Source organism: Klebsiella sp. RHBSTW-00484, assembly GCF_013705725.1.
Taxonomy (GTDB): domain Bacteria; phylum Pseudomonadota; class Gammaproteobacteria; order Enterobacterales; family Enterobacteriaceae; genus Klebsiella.
This window is the reverse complement of record NZ_CP055481.1, coordinates 55,771-77,187: the sequence shown is the minus strand read 5'-3', so window position 1 is coordinate 77,187 and position 21,417 is coordinate 55,771. Positions and strand designations below refer to the sequence as shown.

The window sequence follows — 21,417 nt, the reverse complement described above, 5'->3', positions numbered from 1 at the left end:
CCACCTCGCGAAAATTACCGTGATTTCACAAACAACCGCATGCCCCAGGCATCAATCTCAACGCGTTCTCCCTGATGATACCGCTTCCCGCTCAGCGGTTCCGTCACTTCGGCCTCAGTACTGATTGTTGCAGGCGTGGCGCAATAATTGAAAATAAATTGCACCGCTTCGCCCTGGCTGTTTACGGCGCGGCGAACAACCAGCGGCCACTGATACTCTGGCGTAGAGGAGACCAGCGGCGTATCTGATGAGAGCGCGCTAAACAGGTCAAATATCACCTTGCCGGAGGGTAAACAGCCAACATAGAGCGCTTGCCCTTTACCGTAATTAGACAGCGTGGCGGCGGCATATTTTCCCCAGACAGGGTGGTCATAACGCAGCAGAACGGCGGTCTTTTCAGTGTTCGGCGTCAGCAGCTCCATCCACATTTCCGGGCGTTCATCAGGAGCACAAACCAGCGCTTCAGTTTCAGATCGCAGCCCCACGTTTTCCGGAATGACGAACTGGCTGTAGCTGACGCCGCAGCATTTATTCAGTATTGCAGGCTGGGTTTCAGCGCGCACCCTGACATTCTCATCACAAAATCCGGACTTAAAGCCAATCAGCACTTTGCCGCCGTTTTCAACAAACTGGTTGATACGCTCAAGCTGTTCATCGGTTGCACAGTAGAGCGCCGGGATAACCACGACCTTGTATTGACTGTTCTGCGGGTCAAGGGTGTTGATGATATCCACCGCGACATTATTGTCATAGAGCGCATCCCAGAACCGTCGCAGGATATCGTTGTAAACGTAATGACCGTGGTTGTTCAGCCCGGGCTGCGGAGTATCGGGTTTGAACCAGTTCATGGCTTCCATCGCATCATTGCTGACCAGAATCGCGACATCGTTTTCCACGCGCAGTTCGTTAAGAACGCCGGACAATTGAGCCATCTCCTGACCGATAGTCATCGCCTCCTGGTAAGTAGGGCCCGGGGCGAAATCATGGCTGATAAGCCCTTTCCAGTAGGTTTCATAGGAGTTGTGGATGGAATGCCAGTGCCAGTAAGAAACCATGCTGGCGCCGCTGGCGATATGGCTAAAAGCTTGCAGACGCAATTGACCGGGCCACGGCGTCCATTTGGCAAAACCCTGAGCCTGCGTCTCCATAACATAATAATTGCGCCCATTTTTCAGGTTTCTCGCCACATCGCCGCTGAAGGCTATTTCCCGCCCGCTAAGATGATCCTGACTGGGATGATAAACGTCAACGCTGACAACGCTCATTGCCTGCGCGGCAGAGAAATGATCGACCTGCGGCTGAAGGCCAAAAGAATAACCGCGCCATTCAAAATCGAAGTTTTGCGTAACAAATTGCTCTGGCCGCGCGTATTCCCGCACGATATCGGCCTGCCAGGCCAGATACTCCGCGACCTTCTCCCGACGAAAGCGGGCAAAAGCGCAGCCGAGACTGGCGTTGATGGTACTGGCGACCGGAGGAAAATCTTCCCAGCAATCAATGCGATTGCTCCAGTACTCAAGCCCAAAGGCATCGTTCATCTGGCGGATATCCGGGAACTGTTTTTTCAATGATGCTTTAAACGCCGTCTCTATATATTCGCCGATATTGTCATAATGCTTTGTTTCATTATCAACCTGATAGCCAATAATAGCCGGATGATGGCGAACATGATTAAGCAGAGCACGAATAACCTTTTCGGCATGCTGAAGAAAATGCGGGTTAACGATATCCATAATCTGCCGACGGCCATATTTTTCATGACCGCCTGGGGTGGTGACCAGCGCATCCGGGTGCTTACGCGCCAGCCAGCCTGGGATGGCGTAGGTTGGCGTGCCGATAATAACGGAGATGCCCGCGCGGTGCATGGCGTCGAGCACGCGATCGATATGGTAGAAATTAAACGTATTCTCTTCAGGCTCCAGCGTGCTCCAGGTGGATTCCGCAATTCTGACAACATTAATGCCAGCGGCAACCATCATCTCGATATCTTTTTCCAGGCGCTCCTCACGAATGTACTCATCGTAATAGGCCACACCATAATAAAGACCTGCCATATTTAGCTTTCTCCGTGGTTTCGTTATTCGCCAATGCTGGTGACTGGAATAGCGTTAATATATTCCGGGTGTGGAGAAAAAAGCTTAATGATCCGGCTGTCTTTCCTGAACAAATCCGTTGCCAACAGTAAAGTGTGATCGGCATTACAGGATAGTCATATTTGCTAAAAAGAGCCGGATTTCGGTATGAGAACAGCGGGGAGTTATCGCAAGGGTGACAAGATACCGCCGGGCGACGCGTTTATGCCGCCCGGGGAAAAATGGTGAAGTCTACGGACGTTCGCCGTTTGCCAGACGGGCGTTGATGGCGGCAATCACGCCAGGCAAATCCGCCAGCGTATCGACAACATAATGGGCACCAGCAGCGTACAGCTTCCCGACGGCATGCTCGCGACGGGTGGCAATGTCTTCGGCGGTCATCTGCTGATACTCCTCCCAGGTGGCACCGAACTCGTTGCCGGAAACCGCCAGGCCCACGCTCCACATCCCGGCGTTTAATCCCTCGGTAATTCCCGGCGCGGAATCATCGACCTTCACGCAGTGGGCAACCGCATCGATCCCTAAAGCAATCACGTTCTGTAACGCCATCCACGGACCGGGACGTCCTCCAGCGGCGAGGTCATCGGTCGCCACCCAATAGTCTGGCGCATAGCCCTGCGCGGCGGCTGCGGGGACCAGTTTTTCCATCACCGGACGCGGGTAGCCGGAGCAGGAACCAATCTTCACGCCATCAGCCCGAAGCGCGGCAATCGTGTCGATAACCCCGGCGATCGGCGCGGAAAAATCGACGACTTTGGCGATTTGCAGCGGCATAAAGGCGGCGTAAATTGCATCGATATCGGCGGCGGTCATCGCGCGACCAAACTTCGCCTGCCAACGAGTATCCACAGCCGGCAGTTTTCCCAACGCTTCAATGTGCTGCCATTTGCCGAGGCCCATTGGCACCCGCGCTTCTCCAAGGGTAATTTCCACATCAAAGGCCTGGCGGAAGGCTTCAACGAAAATCTGCGTTGGGGCGAAGGAGCCAAAGTCGACGGTAGTGCCTGCCCAGTCAAGAATCACGGCGTTAATACGGTTCATGGCGGTTCCTTAATGTTGCCAGTACATGGCGTTTTTGATGGCCGCCAGCAGGGCGGTAATGTCGGCGTCGTACACTTCACCAATGTTGCCGATGCGGAAGCAGTCGCTCTGCGATACTTTGCCCGGATAGATAACGAATCCCTGCTCTTTGAGCCGCTGATAGAAATCTTTAAAGCGATACTGCGGGGCACTCGGGGAGTAAAACGCGGTAATAATCGGCGAATGCAGGCCGTCATCGAGCAGAGGCTGGAAACCTAACTCGCGCATTCCCGCCACCAGACGCCGCTGATTCGTGCTGTAACGCTGGTGGCGCGCGCTCACGCCGCCTTCTTCCGCCAGTTCCTTCAGCGCCTGGGCGAAGGCCAGCACGGTATGGGTCGGCGAGGTAAAACGCCACTTGCCGTGATTATCCTCCATACAGCGCCACTGGGCGTAGAGGTCCAGCGACAGCGAGCGCGAACGGCCTTTGCAGGTTGCCAGTTCAGCTTCCCGGGCGATGACGAACGCAAATCCCGGCACCCCCTGGATGCATTTGTTGGCGGAGCTGATCAGGTAATCGATATTCAGTTTGGCCATATCCATCGGGATACCGCCGAAGCTGCTCATCGCATCGACAATAAAGCGTTTGCCGTACTGTTTTGCCAGGGCCGCGACTTCTTCGATGGGATTGAGCATTCCGGTGGTAGTTTCGCTGTGTACCATGGCGATATGAGCGATCGCCGGGTCAGTTTGCAGGATCTGCTCGATCGCCACCACGTCCGGGCGAGAGACTTCGCCACAGTCGTACGGGTGATAAGCAATGCCCATCAGCTCCGCCATCTCGATCATCCGTGCGCCGTAGGCCCCGTTGCTGATAATCAGCACCTTGTCCTGAGGGCCGATAGCGCTGCCGAGCACCGCTTCGACCGCGTAGCTGCCGCTGCCTTGCAGCAGCACCGAAGTGTAGCCGTCGGCTGGCGTCGCCAGCTCAACCAGCTGCTGGCGGATGAACTGGACCACGCCGAGATTATAGTCGTCGTCCCAGGTACAGCTATCGAACAGCATCGCCTCTTTCACCGTACGGGAAGTGGTCAGCGGGCCGGGGGTCAGCAGCAGGTAATTGCGAGCAATCATTTTTATCACCATTGGTCTATACCAGATGTTTTTTATGATGACGATCGTAGCCTGCAAAGGTCAAAGGAAAAGTGGCGCTGCAACAAAAAATTCATCTGATTATGTATAATGGCCGCATCAAATTTGGTCGCGAGCGAACATGAAATCACCCTCTGGCGAGACCCCGCAGTACCTGCTGATCAAGGCGCAGCTTCAGGCGCGTATTCAAAACGGCGCGCTGAAGAGCGGCGATAAGCTGCCGTCCGAACGCGAGCTGTGTGCACTGTTCAATACCACGCGCATCACGGTGCGTGAGAGCCTGGCGCAGCTGGAGGCCAGCGGCGTTATCTACCGCGCCGATCGCCGTGGCTGGTTCGTGACGCCGGAGCGTCTGTGGCTGGATCCGACGCAGAATACCAACTTCCATAAGCTGTGCCTGGAGCAGGGGCGGGAGCCGAAAACGGTGCTGCTGGATGGGCGTTTAACTGCGGTACCGCTGGATGTAATGGCCCCGCTGGCATTGCAGCCGTTCGACCAGGTTTACCTGCTTACCCGCCTGCGCCACGCCGACAGGCGGGCAATTTGCTACTGCGAAAACCACTGTCTGCCCGCCAGGGTTCCGGAGCTGCTACGCCACGACCTTAACGGCAGCCTGACCGAGATTTATCAGACTCATTACCACCTGATATATACCAGTATGCATTTGTCGTTCTGGCCGACCTCAATGCCGCCGCAGGCCGCCGAAGCGCTGGGAGTGATGGAAGGGCGTCCGGCACTGCTGCTGCGCCGCCTCAACTACGATCAGCACGGGCGAATTCTCGATTACGACATCGAATACTGGCGTCACGATAGCCTGCGTATTGAAGTCGATACTCATTGATTTTATTGGCTCCGCTCGTAGGTTTTCCCCGGGTCGCGGCTACGCCTTACCCGGGCTACGGGTTCACCGCCGTCTACGATCGCGTAGCCCGATGTGATGGACACCTCCCACCTTACGGCATCAGAACGTGCCAGACTGGAAGTGTTACCTGCAGTCCACAGGAGGAGGTGTCCACCATGAATATTAAACGTATCGGTCTTGACCTGGCAAAAAATGTCTTTCAGATCCATGCTGTGGATCACCATGAACATGTCGTCGTGCGGAAATCTCTCCGCCGCGCCCACATGCACGCTTATTTCTCTCAGCTGGCTCCCTGCACCATCGGGATTGAAGCCTGCGCATCATCCCACTACTGGTCCCGCGAACTCACCCGCATGGGGCATACCGTGCGCATTATTCCCCCGAAATTCGTCAAGCCTTACCTCAAAGGCAACAAGAATGATGCCAACGATGCCGAAGCCATCTGTGAAGCCATCAGCCGCCCCGCCATGCGCTTCGTCGCGGTTAAGACAGAGCGCCAGCAGACCCTTCAGGCGGAGCATCGCGTGCGGGCCAGAGTGATAAAAAGCCGCACGGCGCTGTGCAACGAGATACGGGGCTTTCTGGGCGAATTCGGCGTGGTGCTGCCGGTCGGCATCAGCCAGTTGCGTAAGGCGCTGCCGGAGATACTGTCACAGCAGGAGCAGTGGGATGACCGGTTTATGCGCCTGCTGTGCGAGCTGGCCGAAGAGCTGCGGATGCTGGATGACCGGGTGGCGGGGCATGACCGGCGGCTCGCAGAGGCGGCGCGGGAAGATATCTGCATCCAGCGGCTGATGAAAATAGAAGGTATCGGCGTGATAACCGCCAGCGCGATGGTGGCGTTGTTGGGTGACGCGACGCAGTTTAAGAACGGTCGGGAGATGGCGGCTTATGTGGGGCTGGTTCCCCGGCAGCACTCAAGCGGCGGTAAGCAGCAGCTGGGGCATATCAGCAAGCGGGGTGACAGCTACCTGCGTACGCTGGTCATCCACGGGGCACGGTCAGTTCTGAAGACATGTGCAGGCAAAGAAGACCGGCGGAGCCAGTGGCTGCAGTCGGTGGCGGAAAGACGGAACCGGAATATCGCGACGGTGGCGCTGGCGAACAAGAATGTGCGGATAGCGTGGGCGGTGATGAGTCGCGGAGAAGATTACCATGGCTCACGGGTCGCCGGTTAACCGACGCCCCGTGAGCCATGCAGTAAAAAGAGCAGTAACCCTGTCGTGAGATTGCGAAGCGATTTAGCGTGATGAGTAACCGGTAAGACCAGCACCTGAGAAATCCGGCCTGTCCGAAGGCTCCCTGCGAAGCAAAGCCGATAGCCCGAAAGGAAGCAGGTGCGCAGAACACATCATGGCCCGGGTACGACGGTACCGAACGAGAGGCCGGATATACGAACGCAACTTACCCTGGTGACTCACACAAAAAATAGCTTGCATCACGGGAGGTGTCCATATACGGACAGGTGCGTCAGCGCCGCCTCCGGGATCGGCCTCCGCATTGAAATCCTCTGCACCATGCTTCCCGGTGGCACTGCGCTGACCGGGCTACGGGATCGAGCAGCCTGCTGGTTTGGTAGCCCGATGTGATGGACACCTCCCACCTTACGGCATCAGAACGTGCCAGACTGGAAGTGTTACCTGCAGTCCACAGGAGGAGGTGTCCACCATGAATATTAAACGTATCGGTCTTGACCTGGCAAAAAATGTCTTTCAGATCCATGCTGTGGATCACCATGAACATGTCGTCGTGCGGAAATCTCTCCGCCGCGCCCACATGCACGCTTATTTCTCTCAGCTGGCTCCCTGCACCGTCGGGATTGAAGCCTGCGCGTCATCCCACTACTGGGCCCGCGAACTCACCCGCATGGGACATACCGTGCACATTATTCCCCCGAAGTTTGTTAAGCCCTACCTCAGGGGCAACAAGAATGATGCCAACGATGCCGAAGCCATCTGTGAAGCCATCAGCCGCCCCGCCATGCGCTTCGTCGCGGTTAAGACAGAGCGCCAGCAGACTCTTCAGGCTGAGCATCGCGTGCGGGCCAGAGTGATAAAAAGCCGCACGGCGCTGTGCAACGAGATACGGGGCTTTCTGGGCGAATTCGGCGTGGTGCTGCCGGTCGGCATCAGCCAGTTGCGTAAGGCGCTGCCGGAGATACTGTCACAGCAGGAGCAGTGGGATGACCGGTTTATGCGCCTGCTGTGCGAGCTGGCCGAAGAGCTGCGGATGCTGGATGACCGGGTGGCGGGGCATGACCGGCGGCTCGCAGAGGCGGCGCGGGAAGATATCTGCATCCAGCGGCTGATGAAAATAGAAGGTATCGGCGTGATAACCGCCAGCGCGATGGTGGCGTTGTTGGGTGACGCGACGCAGTTTAAGAACGGTCGGGAGATGGCGGCTTATGTGGGGCTGGTTCCCCGGCAGCACTCAAGCGGCGGTAAGCAGCAGCTGGGGCATATCAGCAAGCGGGGTGACAGCTACCTGCGTACGCTGGTCATCCACGGGGCACGGTCAGTTCTGAAGACATGTGCAGGCAAAGAAGACCGGCGGAGCCAGTGGCTGCAGTCGGTGGCGGAAAGACGGAACCGGAATATCGCGACGGTGGCGCTGGCGAACAAGAATGTGCGGATAGCGTGGGCGGTGATGAGTCGCGGAGAAGATTACCATGGCTCACGGGTCGCCGGTTAACCGACGCCCCGTGAGCCATGCAGTAAAAAGAGCAGTAACCCTGTCGTGAGATTGCGAAGCGATTTAGCGTGATGAGTAACCGGTAAGACCAGCACCTGAGAAATCCGGCCTGTCCGAAGGCTCCCTGCGAAGCAAAGCCGATAGCCCGAAAGGAAGCAGGTGCGCAGAACACATCATGGCCCGGGTACGACGGTACCGAACGAGAGGCCGGATATACGAACGCAACTTACCCTGGTGACTCACACAAAAAATAGCTTGCATCACGGGAGGTGTCCATATACGGACAGGCGCGTCAGCGCCGCCTCCGGGGAAAGCAACGCACTGCTGTTTTTAACCCTTTCGACACACTTTATTCATCGTTTTGTCATAAACCCCCGGTAGCGTGAAAACCAATCTGGTATAGACCATTTAATTCACTCACCCGAAAAGGCTGACACGATGAAACTCTCCCGACTCGCTCTGCTATCCGCTATCGCCCTCGCCAGCGCCCCGGTTTGGGCCGATGGCGTGGTTACCGTCTATTCCGCTGACGGCCTGCACGATGGCGACAACAGCTGGTACAAAAATCAGTTCGATGCCTTCACCAAAGCGACAGGCATCAAAGTACAGTATGTGGAAGGCGGCTCCGGGGCAATTGTCGAGCGTCTGGCGAAAGAGCGCACCACCCCGCAGGCTGACGTGCTGGTGACGGTCCCGCCGTTCATTCAGCGCGCCGCCAAAGAGCAGCTGTTAGCCGAATTTAAGCCGCAGAGCAGCGAACAAATCCCCGGCGTCCACGACCGCTACTCACCGCTGGTCAACAACTACCTGACCTTTATCTACAACAGCAAGCTGCTGAAAGCCGCCCCGGCCAGCTGGCAAGATCTGCTCGATAACCGCTTCAAAAACAAGCTTCAATACTCCACGCCGGGCCAGGCGGGCGACGGCACTGCCGTGATGCTGCAGGCGTTCCACAGCCTCGGTAGCAAAGATGCGGGTTTCGACTATCTCGGCAAACTTCAGGCTAACAACGTTGGCCCGTCGGCTTCGACCGGCAAGCTGACCGCGCTGGTCAATAAAGGCGAGCTGTATATCGCTAACGGCGACCTGCAAATGAACCTGTCGCAGATGGCGCGTAACCCGAACGTACAAATCTTCTGGCCGACGGATGCCAAAGGCGAACGCAGCGCGCTGGCGCTGCCCTACACCGTCGGCCTGGTACAGAACGGTCCGAACAGCGAAAACGGCAAAAAGTTGATTAATTTCCTGCTCGATAAATCGGCTCAGACCAGCGTCAGCGCGCTCTCCTGGGGGCTGCCGGTGCGTAGCGATGTCGCGCCGGAAGATGCCAACTTCAAAGCAGCAAAAGCGGCGATTAACGGCGTGAAAAGCTGGGAACCGAACTGGGACGATGTTGCGGTTTCACTGTCGGCAGATATTGCCCGCTGGCATCAAGTGACGGACAGCGAGTAAGCGTGATGTTGATGAAAACGACTACCCCTCACACCCCATCATTGGCGGGAACCACCGGGATTACTCTCGACTCGCTGCGCGTTTCTTATCACGGCAACGTGGTGCTAAAGCCGCTGTCATTGACCATTGAACCGGGCGAAGTGCTGGCGCTGATTGGCCCCTCCGGCTCCGGGAAAACCACGGTGCTGCGGGCGATAGCCGGATTTGTGCAGCCTGCGAGTGGTCGAATTTTGATTGGCGACACCGACGTCACTCATCTGCCGCCGTATAAACGCGGCCTCGGGATGGTGGTGCAAAACTACGCCCTTTTCCCGCATATGAAGGTGGAAGATAACGTTGCTTTTGGCCTGCGGGCGCAGAAACAGCCGAAAGCCTTGATCGCCGAGCGGGTCAATGAAGCACTGAAAATCGTCGGTATGGCGGATTACGCCAGCCGCTATCCGCATCAGCTCTCAGGCGGCCAGCAGCAACGCGTCGCCATTGCCCGCGCTATCGCCGTGCGCCCACGAGTACTGTTGCTCGATGAACCGCTTTCCGCGCTGGATGCGCAAATCCGCCATAACATGGTGGAGGAAATCGCCCGCCTGCACCGCGAACTGCCGGAGCTGACGATTCTCTACGTCACCCACGATCAGACCGAAGCCCTGACCCTGGCGGACAAGATTGGCATCATGAAAGACGGTTCGCTAATTGCCCACGGCGAAACCCATCAGCTTTACCACTATCCACCCAATCGTTTTGCCGCTGAGTTTCTCGGGCGCGCCAATATCCTGCGGGCGACGGCGCTGAAAGATACCGTGGGGCCAGGGCTGGTCAGCGTTAGCTGCGGCGGCGGATTGATTAACGCTTTCAGCCACGGCGGCCAGCACGGTAACAACAAGCTGTTGTGCATACGTCCGCAGCATATGAGCCTCGCACCGCGAACGGCCACCAGTAACCGGCTTAACGCCACCCTGACGTCGGTGCACTGGCAGGGCGATCTGACCCATCTGCTGTGCGATGTGGCGGGGGAAACCGTGCGCATCGTGATGACTCATGTGAACCCGCTGCCGCGTGCGGGCGACAAGCTGGCGCTCTATTTTGAACCCAACGATGCAGTCCTGATCGAGGTGTAATGATGTCGCAAACCTTAACCCGCTCGCGCCCGGCCCTGAATCTGCGGCCCTTTCTGTGGCTACTGCTACCGCTGCTGGTGCTGGCGACGCTATTTTTCTATCCGCTGCTGCTGATTGCTGAGCAGGCGCTGCGCGATGCCAGCGGTCACCTGAGCCTCGGGACTTTCTGGCAGGTGGTGGAGTCCCGCCGTTTTATTAACGCATTGCTCAATACGCTGCAAATCGCGGTCTTTGCCACGCTGGGCTGCCTGCTGCTCGGCAGCGTGCTGGCGCTGATTCTGGTATTTATTCCGTTTCCCGGCAGCCAGTTGATCGGTCGGGTCATTGATACCTTTATTGCCCTGCCGACTTTCCTCATCACTCTCGCATTCACCTTTATCTACGGTTCGGCGGGCTTGTTGAACGGTACGCTGATGTCGCTGTTTGCTTTCGAACTGCCGCCGGTCGATTTTCTCTATTCGATTCAGGGGGTGATTCTGGCGGAAATCACCGTTTTCACTCCGCTGGTGATGCGCCCGCTGATGGCCGGACTGCGGCAGATTGATAAAAGCCAGCTCGAAGCGGCGAGCATTCTTGGTGCCCATCCACTGCGGGTCATCGCGCAGGTGATATTCCCGGCGGCGCTTCCGGCGCTGATGGCAGGCGGCAGCCTGTGCCTGCTGCTAACCACCAATGAGTTCGGCATTGTGCTGTTTATCGGCGCGAAAGGGGTCAATACCCTGCCGATGATGGTCTACAGCAAAGCCATTCTCGAATCGGATTACGGCGTGGCCTGCATGATTGCGCTAATAAATATTCTGCTGTCGCTGGGGCTGTTTATGCTCTACCGGCTGGCCGCCGCGCGTACCGGCGCAAGGAGCTAACGATGTTGATTTGGTCGCGTAAAGGCCGCACTGCGGCGGGCGCGTTGGCGGTAACGATGTTTGCCGGGTTCTTTTTTCTGCCGCTGGCGGTGATTTTAATGTCCAGCCTGAGCCAGCAGTGGAACGGCCTGCTGCCGTCCGGCTTTACCCTCGGGCACTTCGTTAACGCATTTCGCGGCGCGGCGTGGGATTCGCTCTTTTCCAGCCTGATGGTCGGTTTCTGCGCCAGCCTGTTTGCTCTGCTGTGCGGCATGTGGGCGGCGCTAGCCCTGCGCCAGTACAGCGCGAAGCTGCAAAAATACCTCGGGCTGATGTTCTATTTGCCGAGCGCCATTCCATCGGTGTCCGTGGGTTTAGGTATTCTGGTGGCCTTCAGCCAGGGGCCACTACAAATGAACGGCACCTTCTGGATTGTGCTGGCGGCGCACTTCGTGCTGATTTCCGCCTTTACCTTCAGCAACGTTTCCACCGGTCTGTCGCGGATTTCCGCCGATATCGAAAACGTCGCCTCCAGCCTCGGTGCATCGCCATGGTATCGCCTGCGCCACGTGACGTTGCCGCTGATGACGCCGTGGATGATCTCCGCGCTGGCGCTGAGCCTGTCGCTATCGATGGGGGAGCTGGGCGCGACGGTGATGATCTACCCGCCGGGATGGACGACGCTGCCGGTCACCATTTTCAGCCTGACCGACCGCGGCAATATCGCCGACGGCTCGGCGCTGACTATTGTGCTGGTGGGGGTGACGCTACTGCTGATGATTAAGCTTGAGCGCATCGCTCGCCGAATGAGCCAGCGTTAACGCTATTTCCTGGGGGCGCTGACCGGGCTACAGGTTCACAGCCGTTTACGATCTGGTAGCCCGGGTAAGGCGTTTACGCCGCGACCCGGGATTCACCTGAAGATGCTTAAAGAAACAAAGCTTTATCGCGCAGAATATGATCGTTGCCGCGACGGCGGGTAAAGCCGATGCGGTCGAAATATTCCAGGATCTGAATTGCCAGCTTGCGCCCGACGTTCAGCGTATCGCGGAAATCTGCCGCGCAGGTGGAGCCCTTTGCCAGATCCAGTTCGCGGATCATTTTGGCGAATTCGACAATCCGATCGTTCCGGTAGTAGCGATCTTTAACGATCGCAGTAATCATCCCCTGCTGCGCCGCCTGGCGTAATACCGCGCGCATCAGTGACTCCTCGACGTTGGCTTCCCGTGCCAGATCGCGCACCCACCAGGGTTCATCGCCAAACAGCCCGGCAACCCGCTGCCAGATGGCCTGCTGCTCGTCGGTAAAGCCCGCTTTATGTTCCGGCAGATGCAGCCAGCCGTGATGGCTGTGGACGATACCGCTTTCGCGCATCTGCTCAATCAGCAGCAGCACCAGCGCTTCATCTTCCATCGGCAGCGCAATACGCCGCAGACGTTCGCGGCCCGGACCCGGCTCATCGCGATGCTGATCGTGATAACGCGCCAGGGCGTCGAGCAGCTTCCGCTGCCAGCGTGCCGCCAGCGGCGCGCTAAGCAGACTGTTCCCCGCCTGGAGATAGTCAGGACGGCTAATCAGCGCGTTCAGGCCCTCGTCGCTGAGCTGACGCGCCCAGGCAAAATCATCAAGGCGAACCGCATCGCGCTGCAGATGAATATCCAGCGCCTGAACGTCATCGTCCTGCGCGGACGCTAACGCATGCAGCCACTGTAAATATTCCGGCTTACGCTTGCCCCGGCGCGGTGGATTCAGCGCCACCACTCGCGCACCGGCTAGCGTCAAGCGAGCGGAAATATCGCGCAGCACCAGACGGTCGTTATCCGCCAGCCGCAGCGGCGTATCCAGCACTAGTTCAGCCAAATCGCCCTCCAGCAGCGACACCCGCCCGGTAATATGGCTGGCGGCATGATGGATATGCAGCGGCTGCCACTGGCTCAGCGGCGTGTGGCACTGAAGTTCGACAATAACGCGTTCGGACGCTTCCGGCGGTGGTACCGAGAGCAGCCAGTCGCCGCGATTCAGCGCCTCTTTTTGCGCATCGCCAGCGATATTCAGAGCGATGCGTTGACCGGCCCACGCTTGTTCGACCGGCTGATTCTGCGCGTGCAGACCGCGAACGCGCATTGGCTTATCCACTCCGGTCAGCCACAGCGTATCGCCAACGTTCACTTCTCCGGATAGCGCCGTCCCGGTGACCACCAGCCCCGCGCCTTTGACGGTAAACGCGCGGTCGAGAGCCAGACGAAAACGCTGATGCTGCGGATGCGCCCGCGCACTGAGCTGAAGCAAATGCTCACGCAGCTCGGCGATGCCCCGGTTTTCCGTGGCCGCTGTGGCAAACAAAGTGGCATCGGTAAAGCCAAACTCCGCCAGCACTGCATCGATTTCCGCCCGTACCTCCTCTACCCGCGCCGCCTCAACGCGATCCGCTTTGGTTAGCGCAACGGTTAGCGTCGGCTTTCCCGTAAGCTGGAGGATTGCCAGATGCTCGCGCGTCTGTGCCATCACGCCATCGTCGCAGGCCACTACCAGCAGCGCATGATCGATACCACCAACGCCAGCCAGCATGTTGGACAAAAACTTTTCGTGACCGGGCACGTCGATAAATCCCAGCACCCGTCCGTCAGGCTGCGGCCAATAGGCGTAGCCCAGATCGATAGTCATCCCGCGCGCTTTCTCTTCCGGCAGGCGGTCGGCGTTGATGCCGGTGATCGCCTGTAGCAGCGTGGTTTTGCCGTGGTCAACGTGTCCGGCGGTGGCAATAATCATCTTAATAACATCTCCATAAACCGGGTTTCATCCTCAAGACAGCGCAGGTCAAGCCACAGGCGACCGTCATAAACCCTGCCGATCACCGGCACGGGGAGTAAGCGCCAGCGGGCCGCTAAAGCCTCCAGTTGGCTGCCGCGACCATCGCGCGGGGTAAAGGTTAGCGCCGCGCTGGGTAAACGGTCCACCGGCAGCGACCCGCTACCAATTTGCGACAGGCATGGCTCAACCCGCAGGTCAAAATCAGCATAATGCGCCGCCAGCACGGACAGTACGCGCTCGCCCTGCTGGCGAATCTCATCCGCCTGGCGGGTCAGCAGGCGCAAGGTCGGCAGCTCGGCGGCCAGCTTTTCCGGATGCAGATAGAGGCGCAGCGTGGCTTCCAGCGCCGCGAGGGTCATTTTATCCGCCCGCAGAGCACGTTTCAGCGGATGGCTTTGCAATTGCGCAATCAGCGCCTTTTTGCCGACGATAATCCCTGCCTGCGGGCCACCCAGCAGTTTATCGCCGGAGAAGCTCACCAGGCTGACGCCTGCGGCAATCAGCTCTTGTGGCATCGGCTCTTTCGGCAGGCCATAGTGACTTAAATCGACCAGCGATCCGCTGCCAAGGTCAACCACCACCGGGATATTCAGCTCGCGGCCTATCTCGGCCAGCTCGGTTTCATCGACAGCTTTCGTGAAGCCCTCGATGCTGTAGTTGCTGGTATGCACCTTCATTAACAGGCCGGTATTTTCATTGACCGCCTGACGATAATCTTTGGCGTGGGTGCGGTTGGTGGTCCCCACTTCATGCAGGATACAGCCCGCCTGGCGCATCACGTCGGGAATGCGGAACGCACCGCCGATTTCCACCAGCTCGCCGCGCGATACCACCACCTCGCAGCCGTTAGCGGTTGCCGCCAGCATCAGCAACACCGCAGCCGCGTTGTTGTTGACGATACAGGCATCTTCCGCGCCGGTTATCCGGCAAAGCAGCTCAGCCAGCGCCCGGTCACGGTGACCGCGTCCGGCATCGTCGAGATCGTATTCCAGCGTTACCGGCGCACGCATCGCCTGAGCAACCGCCTCAACCGCCGCCTCCGCTTGAATGGCACGGCCCAGATTGGTGTGCAATACGGTACCCGTCAGATTGAAAACCGGGCGCAGCGCGCTCTGCTGCGTCTGCGTTAATCGCCGCGTGGTTTCCTGCAACCAGTCATCGCTCCAGTTGGGTAGCGCCTGGCTCTGGCGGATGTGCTCTCTTGCTTCTTCCAGCATCTGGCGCAGCAGCGTCACCGTCTGGGAGTGGCCATATTGCGTCAGCAGCGTGGAAAATGCGGGTTCGCGAAGTAGGCGATCGATGGCCGGAAGCCGGGTGTAAAGCGCACGAATCTCGGTAGTCATGAATGGGCCTGGCGGTAAGTTATTTTCCCCCCTCCCAACGGGAGAGGGAGTCAACAAATAAGCGGTGATTGTAACGCCTCCGGGCAGAAACTGTTACCTGCCTGGGTCAACTCCTCGGCGGTTCGGTGCGCGCAAAGCTGGCGCGCTGAAAGAGCGAATCCACCAGTCTGACCAGCTTAGGGCGGGTGGCGCACCAGCCCGGCGCGACGCGGCGAAAGTTAAGGTAAGCAATAGCGCAGGCCGCCGAAATGGTCGCCAGGTTGACTTCATCCGGGCGTAAAGTCCCGTCACTCGCATAGCCTTCGAGCGCATCCAGACCGCGCGCAACCTTTTCCCGCTGGCGTAGCAGTTCGCTTTCAGACTGCTGTGCCGCCGGGCGCGTTTTCTCTCGCACCAGAGCCAGTGCGGCTTCCATAACACCATCAGCCAGCGCCTCAAGTTGACGCATTTTCAACGCGGCTTGTGGCTCCGCTGGCAGCATATTCGGTGCGACACCGAGTTGCTCCAGGTACTGTGCGATAATCTGCGAATCGTACCAGCATTCACCATCGTCGGTGACCAGCGCGGGCACTTTCCCCAGCGGGTTATACTGCGATACGCCATTGACGTCGTTGTAAGGGAATTCGTTGACGAACTCGAAGGGAATATCTTTTTCCAGCAAAATGACGGAAATTTTGCGCACAAAGGGACTGGTATAGCTGCCGATCAGTTTCATTGACTGCTCCTTTCGCCAACAAAAAGGTAAGTATGGTGCAGGCTGCGGTAAAAAACCGCGAAGCAAAAGGAAATTCCGCGAGCCCCGGCGCATTCCCCGGAGGCGGCGCTTGACGCGCCTTTTCCGGGCTACGGGTCCACAGACCGCAGTGAACCTGTAGCCCAGCTAAACGCAGTGCGAGCCGGGAGCATAATATTCACTCTGAAGATTCGCGCTTAATACGCTCTTTTATCAATAGTTCTTTAATCGACAACCCGGTAACGCCGCTATCGCGTAAGTTGTGGCGGGTAATTTCGGTGCACAGGAATTCAATGATGAACAGCTGCGCAATACGCGTTGAGATGGAATCGCCCTGCATCGGCCCCGCTTCGCCGCTGGTCAGCCAGAAGGTGTTCGCCAGCTCAGTGAGCGGAGAATGGGGGCTATGAGTAATTGCCAGCGTCCAGGCTCCCTTCTTTTGCGCAAGACGGAAGGCGTTAACCACCTCCGGCGTTTCCCCGGAGTGCGAAAAGGCCACCACCAGATCATCGGCCTTCAGGTTTGCCAACTTTAAGGTCATGGTGAAGCGGTCGGTAAAGGCTTCGGAATCAATCCCTAAGCGGTTCATCTTATCCCGCGCTTCCAGCGCCGCCAGCCCCGACGCGCCGAAACCAACAAACATCACCCGTCGCGCGCTCAGAAATCGCTCGACCACAGGCTTGACGATTTTCATCTCCAGCAGGCCGATGGTTTCCCGGGTTGAGGTTTCAATAGTGAGCGCGATTTTTTGCGCCACGTCGTTACGCGAATCATCAAGGAAAATATCCGGCGACGAAGGCAGCGATAAATCGCTATCGTCCAGCAGCTCGCGCTTCAGATCCGCTTTCAGGTTCAATAGCCCGGCGTAACCAATTTTCTTGCAAAAACGGATGATGGTGGCTTCGCTTACGCCAATTTCCAGCGCCAGCTTTTTCACCGGTAGCTGCACCACCTGCGCCGGCTTCTGCAGGATATAACCCGCTATTTTGCCGTCCGTTTCCCCGAGGTTACTGAGGATATTGGCAAGGTAGACGCGTACGTTTTTTTTATTCACACTCACTGTGGGCTCTCCCGACCGCGCGTTAAGTCAGGTAGTTTAGCCCGCTTGCCGTTCGCTGTCTGCCGGGAAGCTTAGTGAGAGCTGATGGTGGTGCGTTTCCCCCGCCGCCAGCCACTTAATGCCGCGCTTATGGGTTATTTGCCCATCAAAATGGGGATCGTCGGTGGTGCCGTTGAGCGGCTCCACGCACAGCAGATCCGCGCCCGGAACGCCCCATAGCGCCAGCCATTTCTGGCTACCGGAAAAGGCGATTTGTTCCCGGCCATCCGGGGAGCAGACCGCCCAGCGGTTACCCTCTCCCAGCGCAAAATAGACAGCGCCTCCGGCGAAGCTATCCGGCGACAATATAAACGCCGAGACGTCCGGCGCGTCGTCGGGGATCGCCAGCGTGCGCCGCACCGTCGCAAAGGGACCCGCGCAGACGCGATCGAAACGCACCTGCCAGCCCGGCTCGCGGGCAATCGGCAGCGCGAAGCCGGGATGCCAACCCAGCGAATAGCCCCAGGGCTGGCTATCCTCGTTAATCACCGCCCAATCTACGCTGATGCCATCGTCATTTAGCCGCCACGTCAAGCGTATGCGCCACGCAAACGGCCAGACCTCGCGCGTTTCATTGGTATCGGATGCTTCAAGGACCAGATGAGTGGCATCCTGCGACACGCAGGTGAACGTCTGGTGGCGCAGAAATCCGTGCGCGGTGAGCGGAAAAAAACGCTCGCCCTGCCATAAGCCATTGTGGATGAGCTGCCCCACAACAGGAAACAGCTGCGTCGCCGAGTTGTTCCATACTCCCGCCTGCGGTTGCCATATCCAGCTGCGCTGGCGATGGTTATCCCACAGTTCGCTTAGCTCCGCGCCAACAGCCTGCATCACCATACGGAAACGCGCATTTTCCAGACGCCACTCCATGCTCACTTTTCCTAAGCCGTGCGCAGCAGCAGCCGCGTCTGATAGACCATCGCCCGATGCTTGTCGCCGGTAAACAGGCGGTCAATCAGCGTGAAGATATCAGCCTCATCAATCACTTTATCCTCAGCAAAGTCCAGCGTCTGTGAATCGCTGTTGCGCACGAGGAAGGCCAGCGCTTCCGCGACACCCGGATGCACGCCGGTATAACCCGCCGTTGATTCCTGCTGGCACACAGCGAACTGCTGGTCGCGTTCGGGCGACAGGGATTCCAGGTCGAAACGCGTATACAGCTCCGGCGGCGCATCGTGCTGGCGCATCACTGGGATTATCGCGCTGGCGTAATGCTGAGATAGCGCGCTATCGGTGACGGGATGCAATTGTCGCGGATCGTTTTTGATATCGAACAGCTTATCGCCAAAGCGCCACGGGTTGAGATAGCCAAAGGTGGCGGGGATCTGCATCACCTGCACGCCCTGGGTGAAATCAAAGCCGGGGTGAATACGAATATCTTTCAGCTCGTCGATTTTAAACGGGCTGTCGATGCGCGTTGGCATCAGCGTGTATTCGTACAAATGCGCTTTATCCTGCTCGCGTGGGCAGCGCATATAGACGTAATCGCCGTCAGTGATATTGATATGCCCACCAAAATAGCCGAACAACGCGTAGTCGCGAATGGCTTCATCGCGCTCAACCGCCGGGCGCAGCGGCTGCCCGGTCATGGTTGCCGGGCGCGGGACGTCAAAGTACTCCAGCAGCGTCGCCGGGATATCAATGGTCTGGGCCAGCACCTGGCGCCGCACGCCTTCAGCCTGACAGCGCGGATCGCGAATAAAGAACGGCGTATTGGCGATTTCGTTATACACCGGCATGATATTTTTGCCCCACCACTGGTGTTCGCCCAGCAGGAAGCCGTGATCGGTGCAGACGATAAACAGCGTATCGTCCCACAGGTCCAGCGCCTTGAGCTTATCCATCACCTGACCGAGATAGTCGTCGCACATGGTGATCAGCGCCTGGTAGAACTTGCGCACCTTGTCGTCGTCTTCACCGCCCGGCGCGCCGCAGTAGTAAGGCACCCAGCCGTCAAAGTCACCCGGTTTGCAGCCATACTGCGCCAGGTATTTTTCCGGGACGAAGAACGGTTCATGCGGGTCGAAACACTCAATTTGCAGGAACCAGTTTTCCTGGTCCCGGTTGGTCTCAAGGAACTCCATCCCGGCGCTGATGGTGCGATGGGTAAAGTGCTCCTCTTGCGTCGGCATCGCCGTGCGGTTGATTAAGTCCTGGGTCATGCGCCCTGCGCGGCGGCGGCGGGTCTCTTCGTCTTCATTGCCCTGCCACTGGATCAGCGGCTTCTCCACCTGGCCTTTCCAGCAGTCTCCCTCCTGACCGCGAATAAACTCAAACGTCGAGTAGCGGGTATGGTAGGTGGCGCCGCCGTCACGCCAGTAGTGTTTATGGTCGGTAACCATATGCGTGTGGACGCCATGCTGGCGCAGGGCCTGCATCGCGGAGAAGTCAAACGGCTCCAGCGGCCCCCAACTGCGGTGCAGGAAGTTGTAGCGCCCGGTGTGCAGTTCGCGGCGTGCGGGCATACAGGGCATGCTGCCGACGTAAAAGTTATCAAACTGCGCGGATTCCTGCGCCAGGCGCGTGAAGTTCGGCGTTATCGCATCGCCGCCGTAGGGCGCAAGGTGATTGCGGGTCAGGGTGTCAAACATCAACATAACTGCTTTCATAAGACTGCTCTCTTTATGAACCGATAAATTCTTCGACTTCGTTTTTAACCAGCGTCACGTGCGGCCCGTAAACCACCTGTACGCCCTGACCGCGAATAAATGCGCCTTTGCTGCCGAGCTGTTTGAAATCATCCAGCTTCACCTTTTCCGCATCGTTGACGGTGATCCGCAGGCGGGTCGCGCAGCAGTCCACATCAACGATGTTGTCCCGACCGCCCAGCGCCTCAACAATGCCCGCTGCGCGAACGTCCTGCGACACGCTGGCCGTCGGCGTCTCTTCGCTTTCATCTTCACGTCCCGGCGTTTTCAACTGACGCCATTGAATGAGGAAGCGGAACGAGAAGTAGTAGGTGCAGAACATCACCGTGCCCAGCGGGAAGATGTAGATCCAGTTGGTTTTGGCATTGCCTTGCAGCACGCCGAAGAGCAGGAAATCCACCAGTCCGCCGGAGAACGTCTGACCAACGGTAATTTCCAGCATATGCGAGAACATAAAGGCGAAGCCGGTCAGGACGATATGCACCGCGTAGAGCAGCGGCGCGCAGAACATAAAGGCGAACTCCAGCGGCTCGGTGATCCCGGTGACGAATGCGGTCAGGGCAGCGGAGAGCATCAGGCTGGCGACTTTCTTTTTGTTTTCCGGCTTCGCACAATGATAGATAGCCAGCGCCGCGCCCGGCAGGCCAAACATAAAGTCGGCAAAGCGTCCCGCCATAAAGCGTGACACGCCGATGTAGTACTGGGTGACGGAGGGGTCGGCCAACTGGGCAAAAAAGATTTTCTGCGTTCCCTCAACCATGTGCCCGTTGACCATCGCTTCCCCGCCGACGCTGGTTAACCAGAACGGCATATAGAAAATATGGTGCAAACCGAGGGGGATGAGGCACTTGAGGATCATGCCGTAAATCAATGTACCGACGTACCCGGTCTTCTCAACGAGGATCCCCAGATGTGAAATCCCGGCCTGCACGTGCGGCCACACCCAGAACAGCGCGACGCCAAGGAAGATGGCGAAGAAAGAAGTCATGATCGGCACAAAGCGCGAACCGCTAAAAAACGCCAGCATGTCAGGCAACTGCGTTTTACCGTAGCGACTATGTACCCAGGAGGTCAGCAGGCCGCACATCACCCCGCCCAGCACGCCGGTTTGCAGCGTGGTGATCCCCAGTACGCTTGCCTGCCCGGCGGCGGCCAGATTCTCGCTGGCCAGCGTGCCGTTCAGCAGCAGTAGCGCGCTGATGGCCTTGTTCATCACCAGAAAACTGAGTACCGCCGCCAGCCCGGCAGTGCCTTTGTCGCTACGCGCCAGCCCAACGGCAATGCCGACGGAAAAAAGCAGCGCCAGGTTGTCGAAAACCACGCTGCCGCATAGGCGCATAACGGTAAAAATCGCCTGTACAACTTCGCCATTAAGAAACGGGTAGGTTGATAGGGTCACCGGGTTTGTGAACACGCCGCCAAAGCCCAGTAACAACCCCGCGGCGGGGAGAATGGCTATCGGCAGCATAAACGACTTACCCAGATTCTGTGCTCCAGCAAATAATCTGCTCATACGAATCCCTGATATTGGCAAATGAAGTTTTAGTTTCATGATT

Annotated in this window: 17 protein-coding genes; 7 read left to right on the top strand and 10 right to left on the bottom strand. The window is 58.0% G+C overall.

The annotated features are described in order from the left end of the window. Positions 1-14: 14 nt before the first annotated feature. From HV213_RS00335 to phnW, 3 genes are all read right to left on the bottom strand, one after another. Entirely contained in the window at positions 15-2,054 is a 2,040-nt protein-coding gene (locus HV213_RS00335; RefSeq protein ID WP_181484376.1) for a beta-galactosidase, read from the bottom strand. 270 nt (positions 2,055-2,324) lie between these two features. Next, a complete protein-coding gene (gene phnX / locus HV213_RS00330; RefSeq protein ID WP_181484375.1) occupies positions 2,325-3,134 on the bottom strand; it encodes a phosphonoacetaldehyde hydrolase in 810 nt (269 codons plus the stop codon). Between the two features lie 9 nt (positions 3,135-3,143). After that, positions 3,144-4,247 (bottom strand): 2-aminoethylphosphonate--pyruvate transaminase, encoded by a 1,104-nt coding sequence (phnW, locus tag HV213_RS00325; RefSeq protein ID WP_181484374.1) that lies wholly within the window; start codon positions 4,245-4,247, stop codon positions 3,144-3,146. 139 nt (positions 4,248-4,386) lie between these two features. Between phnW and phnR the strand changes: the two genes are divergently transcribed. The 7 genes from phnR to phnV all read left to right on the top strand — a co-directional run bounded on the left by phnR (position 4,387) and on the right by phnV (position 12,048). Continuing rightward, positions 4,387-5,106: a phosphonate utilization transcriptional regulator PhnR gene (gene phnR, locus HV213_RS00320; RefSeq protein WP_181484373.1), complete on the top strand. Its 720-nt coding sequence runs from the start codon at positions 4,387-4,389 to the stop codon at positions 5,104-5,106. A 176-nt stretch (positions 5,107-5,282) separates the two neighbouring features. Beyond that, positions 5,283-6,305 carry an IS110 family RNA-guided transposase gene (locus HV213_RS00315; protein WP_181482387.1) on the top strand — a complete coding sequence of 341 codons (1,023 nt, stop codon included), beginning with the start codon at positions 5,283-5,285 and terminating at the stop codon, positions 6,303-6,305. Positions 6,306-6,795: 490 nt separating this feature from the next. Next, positions 6,796-7,818, top strand: a complete 1,023-nt coding sequence (locus tag HV213_RS00310; RefSeq protein ID WP_181482372.1) for an IS110 family RNA-guided transposase — start codon at positions 6,796-6,798, stop codon at positions 7,816-7,818. A 438-nt stretch (positions 7,819-8,256) separates the two neighbouring features. Further along, positions 8,257-9,270 (top strand): 2-aminoethylphosphonate ABC transporter substrate-binding protein, encoded by a 1,014-nt coding sequence (gene phnS, locus HV213_RS00305; RefSeq protein ID WP_181484372.1) that lies wholly within the window; start codon positions 8,257-8,259, stop codon positions 9,268-9,270. 5 nt (positions 9,271-9,275) lie between these two features. After that, positions 9,276-10,385, top strand: coding sequence for a 2-aminoethylphosphonate ABC transport system ATP-binding subunit PhnT (gene phnT, locus HV213_RS00300; protein WP_181484371.1), 1,110 nt, complete (start codon positions 9,276-9,278; stop codon positions 10,383-10,385). A 2-nt stretch (positions 10,386-10,387) separates the two neighbouring features. Further along, positions 10,388-11,248, top strand: coding sequence for a 2-aminoethylphosphonate ABC transporter permease subunit (phnU, locus tag HV213_RS00295; RefSeq protein ID WP_181486306.1), 861 nt, complete (start codon positions 10,388-10,390; stop codon positions 11,246-11,248). Positions 11,249-11,250: 2 nt separating this feature from the next. After that, positions 11,251-12,048, top strand: a complete 798-nt coding sequence (gene phnV, locus HV213_RS00290) for a 2-aminoethylphosphonate ABC transport system, membrane component PhnV (RefSeq protein WP_181484370.1) — start codon at positions 11,251-11,253, stop codon at positions 12,046-12,048. 106 nt (positions 12,049-12,154) lie between these two features. Here the strand turns inward: phnV and selB are convergent, their stop codons facing one another. From selB to HV213_RS00255, 7 genes are all read right to left on the bottom strand, one after another. Beyond that, complete coding sequence (selB, locus tag HV213_RS00285; protein WP_181484369.1) at positions 12,155-13,996, bottom strand: selenocysteine-specific translation elongation factor; 1,842 nt, start codon at positions 13,994-13,996, stop codon at positions 12,155-12,157. Continuing rightward, positions 13,993-15,381, bottom strand: coding sequence for an L-seryl-tRNA(Sec) selenium transferase (gene selA / locus HV213_RS00280; RefSeq protein ID WP_181484368.1), 1,389 nt, complete (start codon positions 15,379-15,381; stop codon positions 13,993-13,995). Before selA ends, selB begins: the two co-directional genes overlap by 4 nt. Positions 15,382-15,487: 106 nt before the next feature. After that, complete coding sequence (locus tag HV213_RS00275; protein WP_181484367.1) at positions 15,488-16,096, bottom strand: glutathione S-transferase; 609 nt, start codon at positions 16,094-16,096, stop codon at positions 15,488-15,490. A gap of 196 nt (positions 16,097-16,292) precedes the next feature. After that, positions 16,293-17,174, bottom strand: coding sequence for a MurR/RpiR family transcriptional regulator (locus tag HV213_RS00270; protein WP_181484366.1), 882 nt, complete (start codon positions 17,172-17,174; stop codon positions 16,293-16,295). A gap of 36 nt (positions 17,175-17,210) precedes the next feature. After that, a complete protein-coding gene (locus tag HV213_RS00265) occupies positions 17,211-18,083 on the bottom strand; it encodes an aldose epimerase family protein (protein ID WP_181484365.1) in 873 nt (290 codons plus the stop codon). An 11-nt stretch (positions 18,084-18,094) separates the two neighbouring features. Further along, positions 18,095-19,822: a sulfatase gene (locus HV213_RS00260; RefSeq protein ID WP_181484364.1), complete on the bottom strand. Its 1,728-nt coding sequence runs from the start codon at positions 19,820-19,822 to the stop codon at positions 18,095-18,097. A gap of 13 nt (positions 19,823-19,835) precedes the next feature. After that, a complete protein-coding gene (locus HV213_RS00255; RefSeq protein WP_181484363.1) occupies positions 19,836-21,374 on the bottom strand; it encodes a PTS transporter subunit EIIC in 1,539 nt (512 codons plus the stop codon). Between the last annotated feature and the right edge of the window lie 43 nt (positions 21,375-21,417).

Coding starts and splice junctions, on each gene's coding strand:
- HV213_RS00315 (WP_181482387.1), top strand. CDS start 5,283: ATGAATATTAAACGTATCGGTCTTGACCTGGCAAAAAATGTCTTTCAG.
- selB (WP_181484369.1), bottom strand. CDS start 13,996: ATGATTATTGCCACCGCCGGACACGTTGACCACGGCAAAACCACGCTG.
- HV213_RS00335 (WP_181484376.1), bottom strand. CDS start 2,054: ATGGCAGGTCTTTATTATGGTGTGGCCTATTACGATGAGTACATTCGT.
- phnT (WP_181484371.1), top strand. CDS start 9,276: ATGTTGATGAAAACGACTACCCCTCACACCCCATCATTGGCGGGAACC.
- phnU (WP_181486306.1), top strand. CDS start 10,388: ATGTCGCAAACCTTAACCCGCTCGCGCCCGGCCCTGAATCTGCGGCCC.
- HV213_RS00260 (WP_181484364.1), bottom strand. CDS start 19,822: ATGAAAGCAGTTATGTTGATGTTTGACACCCTGACCCGCAATCACCTT.
- HV213_RS00310 (WP_181482372.1), top strand. CDS start 6,796: ATGAATATTAAACGTATCGGTCTTGACCTGGCAAAAAATGTCTTTCAG.
- phnR (WP_181484373.1), top strand. CDS start 4,387: ATGAAATCACCCTCTGGCGAGACCCCGCAGTACCTGCTGATCAAGGCG.
- selA (WP_181484368.1), bottom strand. CDS start 15,381: ATGACTACCGAGATTCGTGCGCTTTACACCCGGCTTCCGGCCATCGAT.
- phnW (WP_181484374.1), bottom strand. CDS start 4,247: ATGATTGCTCGCAATTACCTGCTGCTGACCCCCGGCCCGCTGACCACT.
- HV213_RS00275 (WP_181484367.1), bottom strand. CDS start 16,096: ATGAAACTGATCGGCAGCTATACCAGTCCCTTTGTGCGCAAAATTTCC.
- phnV (WP_181484370.1), top strand. CDS start 11,251: ATGTTGATTTGGTCGCGTAAAGGCCGCACTGCGGCGGGCGCGTTGGCG.
- HV213_RS00255 (WP_181484363.1), bottom strand. CDS start 21,374: ATGAGCAGATTATTTGCTGGAGCACAGAATCTGGGTAAGTCGTTTATG.
- phnX (WP_181484375.1), bottom strand. CDS start 3,134: ATGAACCGTATTAACGCCGTGATTCTTGACTGGGCAGGCACTACCGTC.
- HV213_RS00265 (WP_181484365.1), bottom strand. CDS start 18,083: ATGGAGTGGCGTCTGGAAAATGCGCGTTTCCGTATGGTGATGCAGGCT.
- phnS (WP_181484372.1), top strand. CDS start 8,257: ATGAAACTCTCCCGACTCGCTCTGCTATCCGCTATCGCCCTCGCCAGC.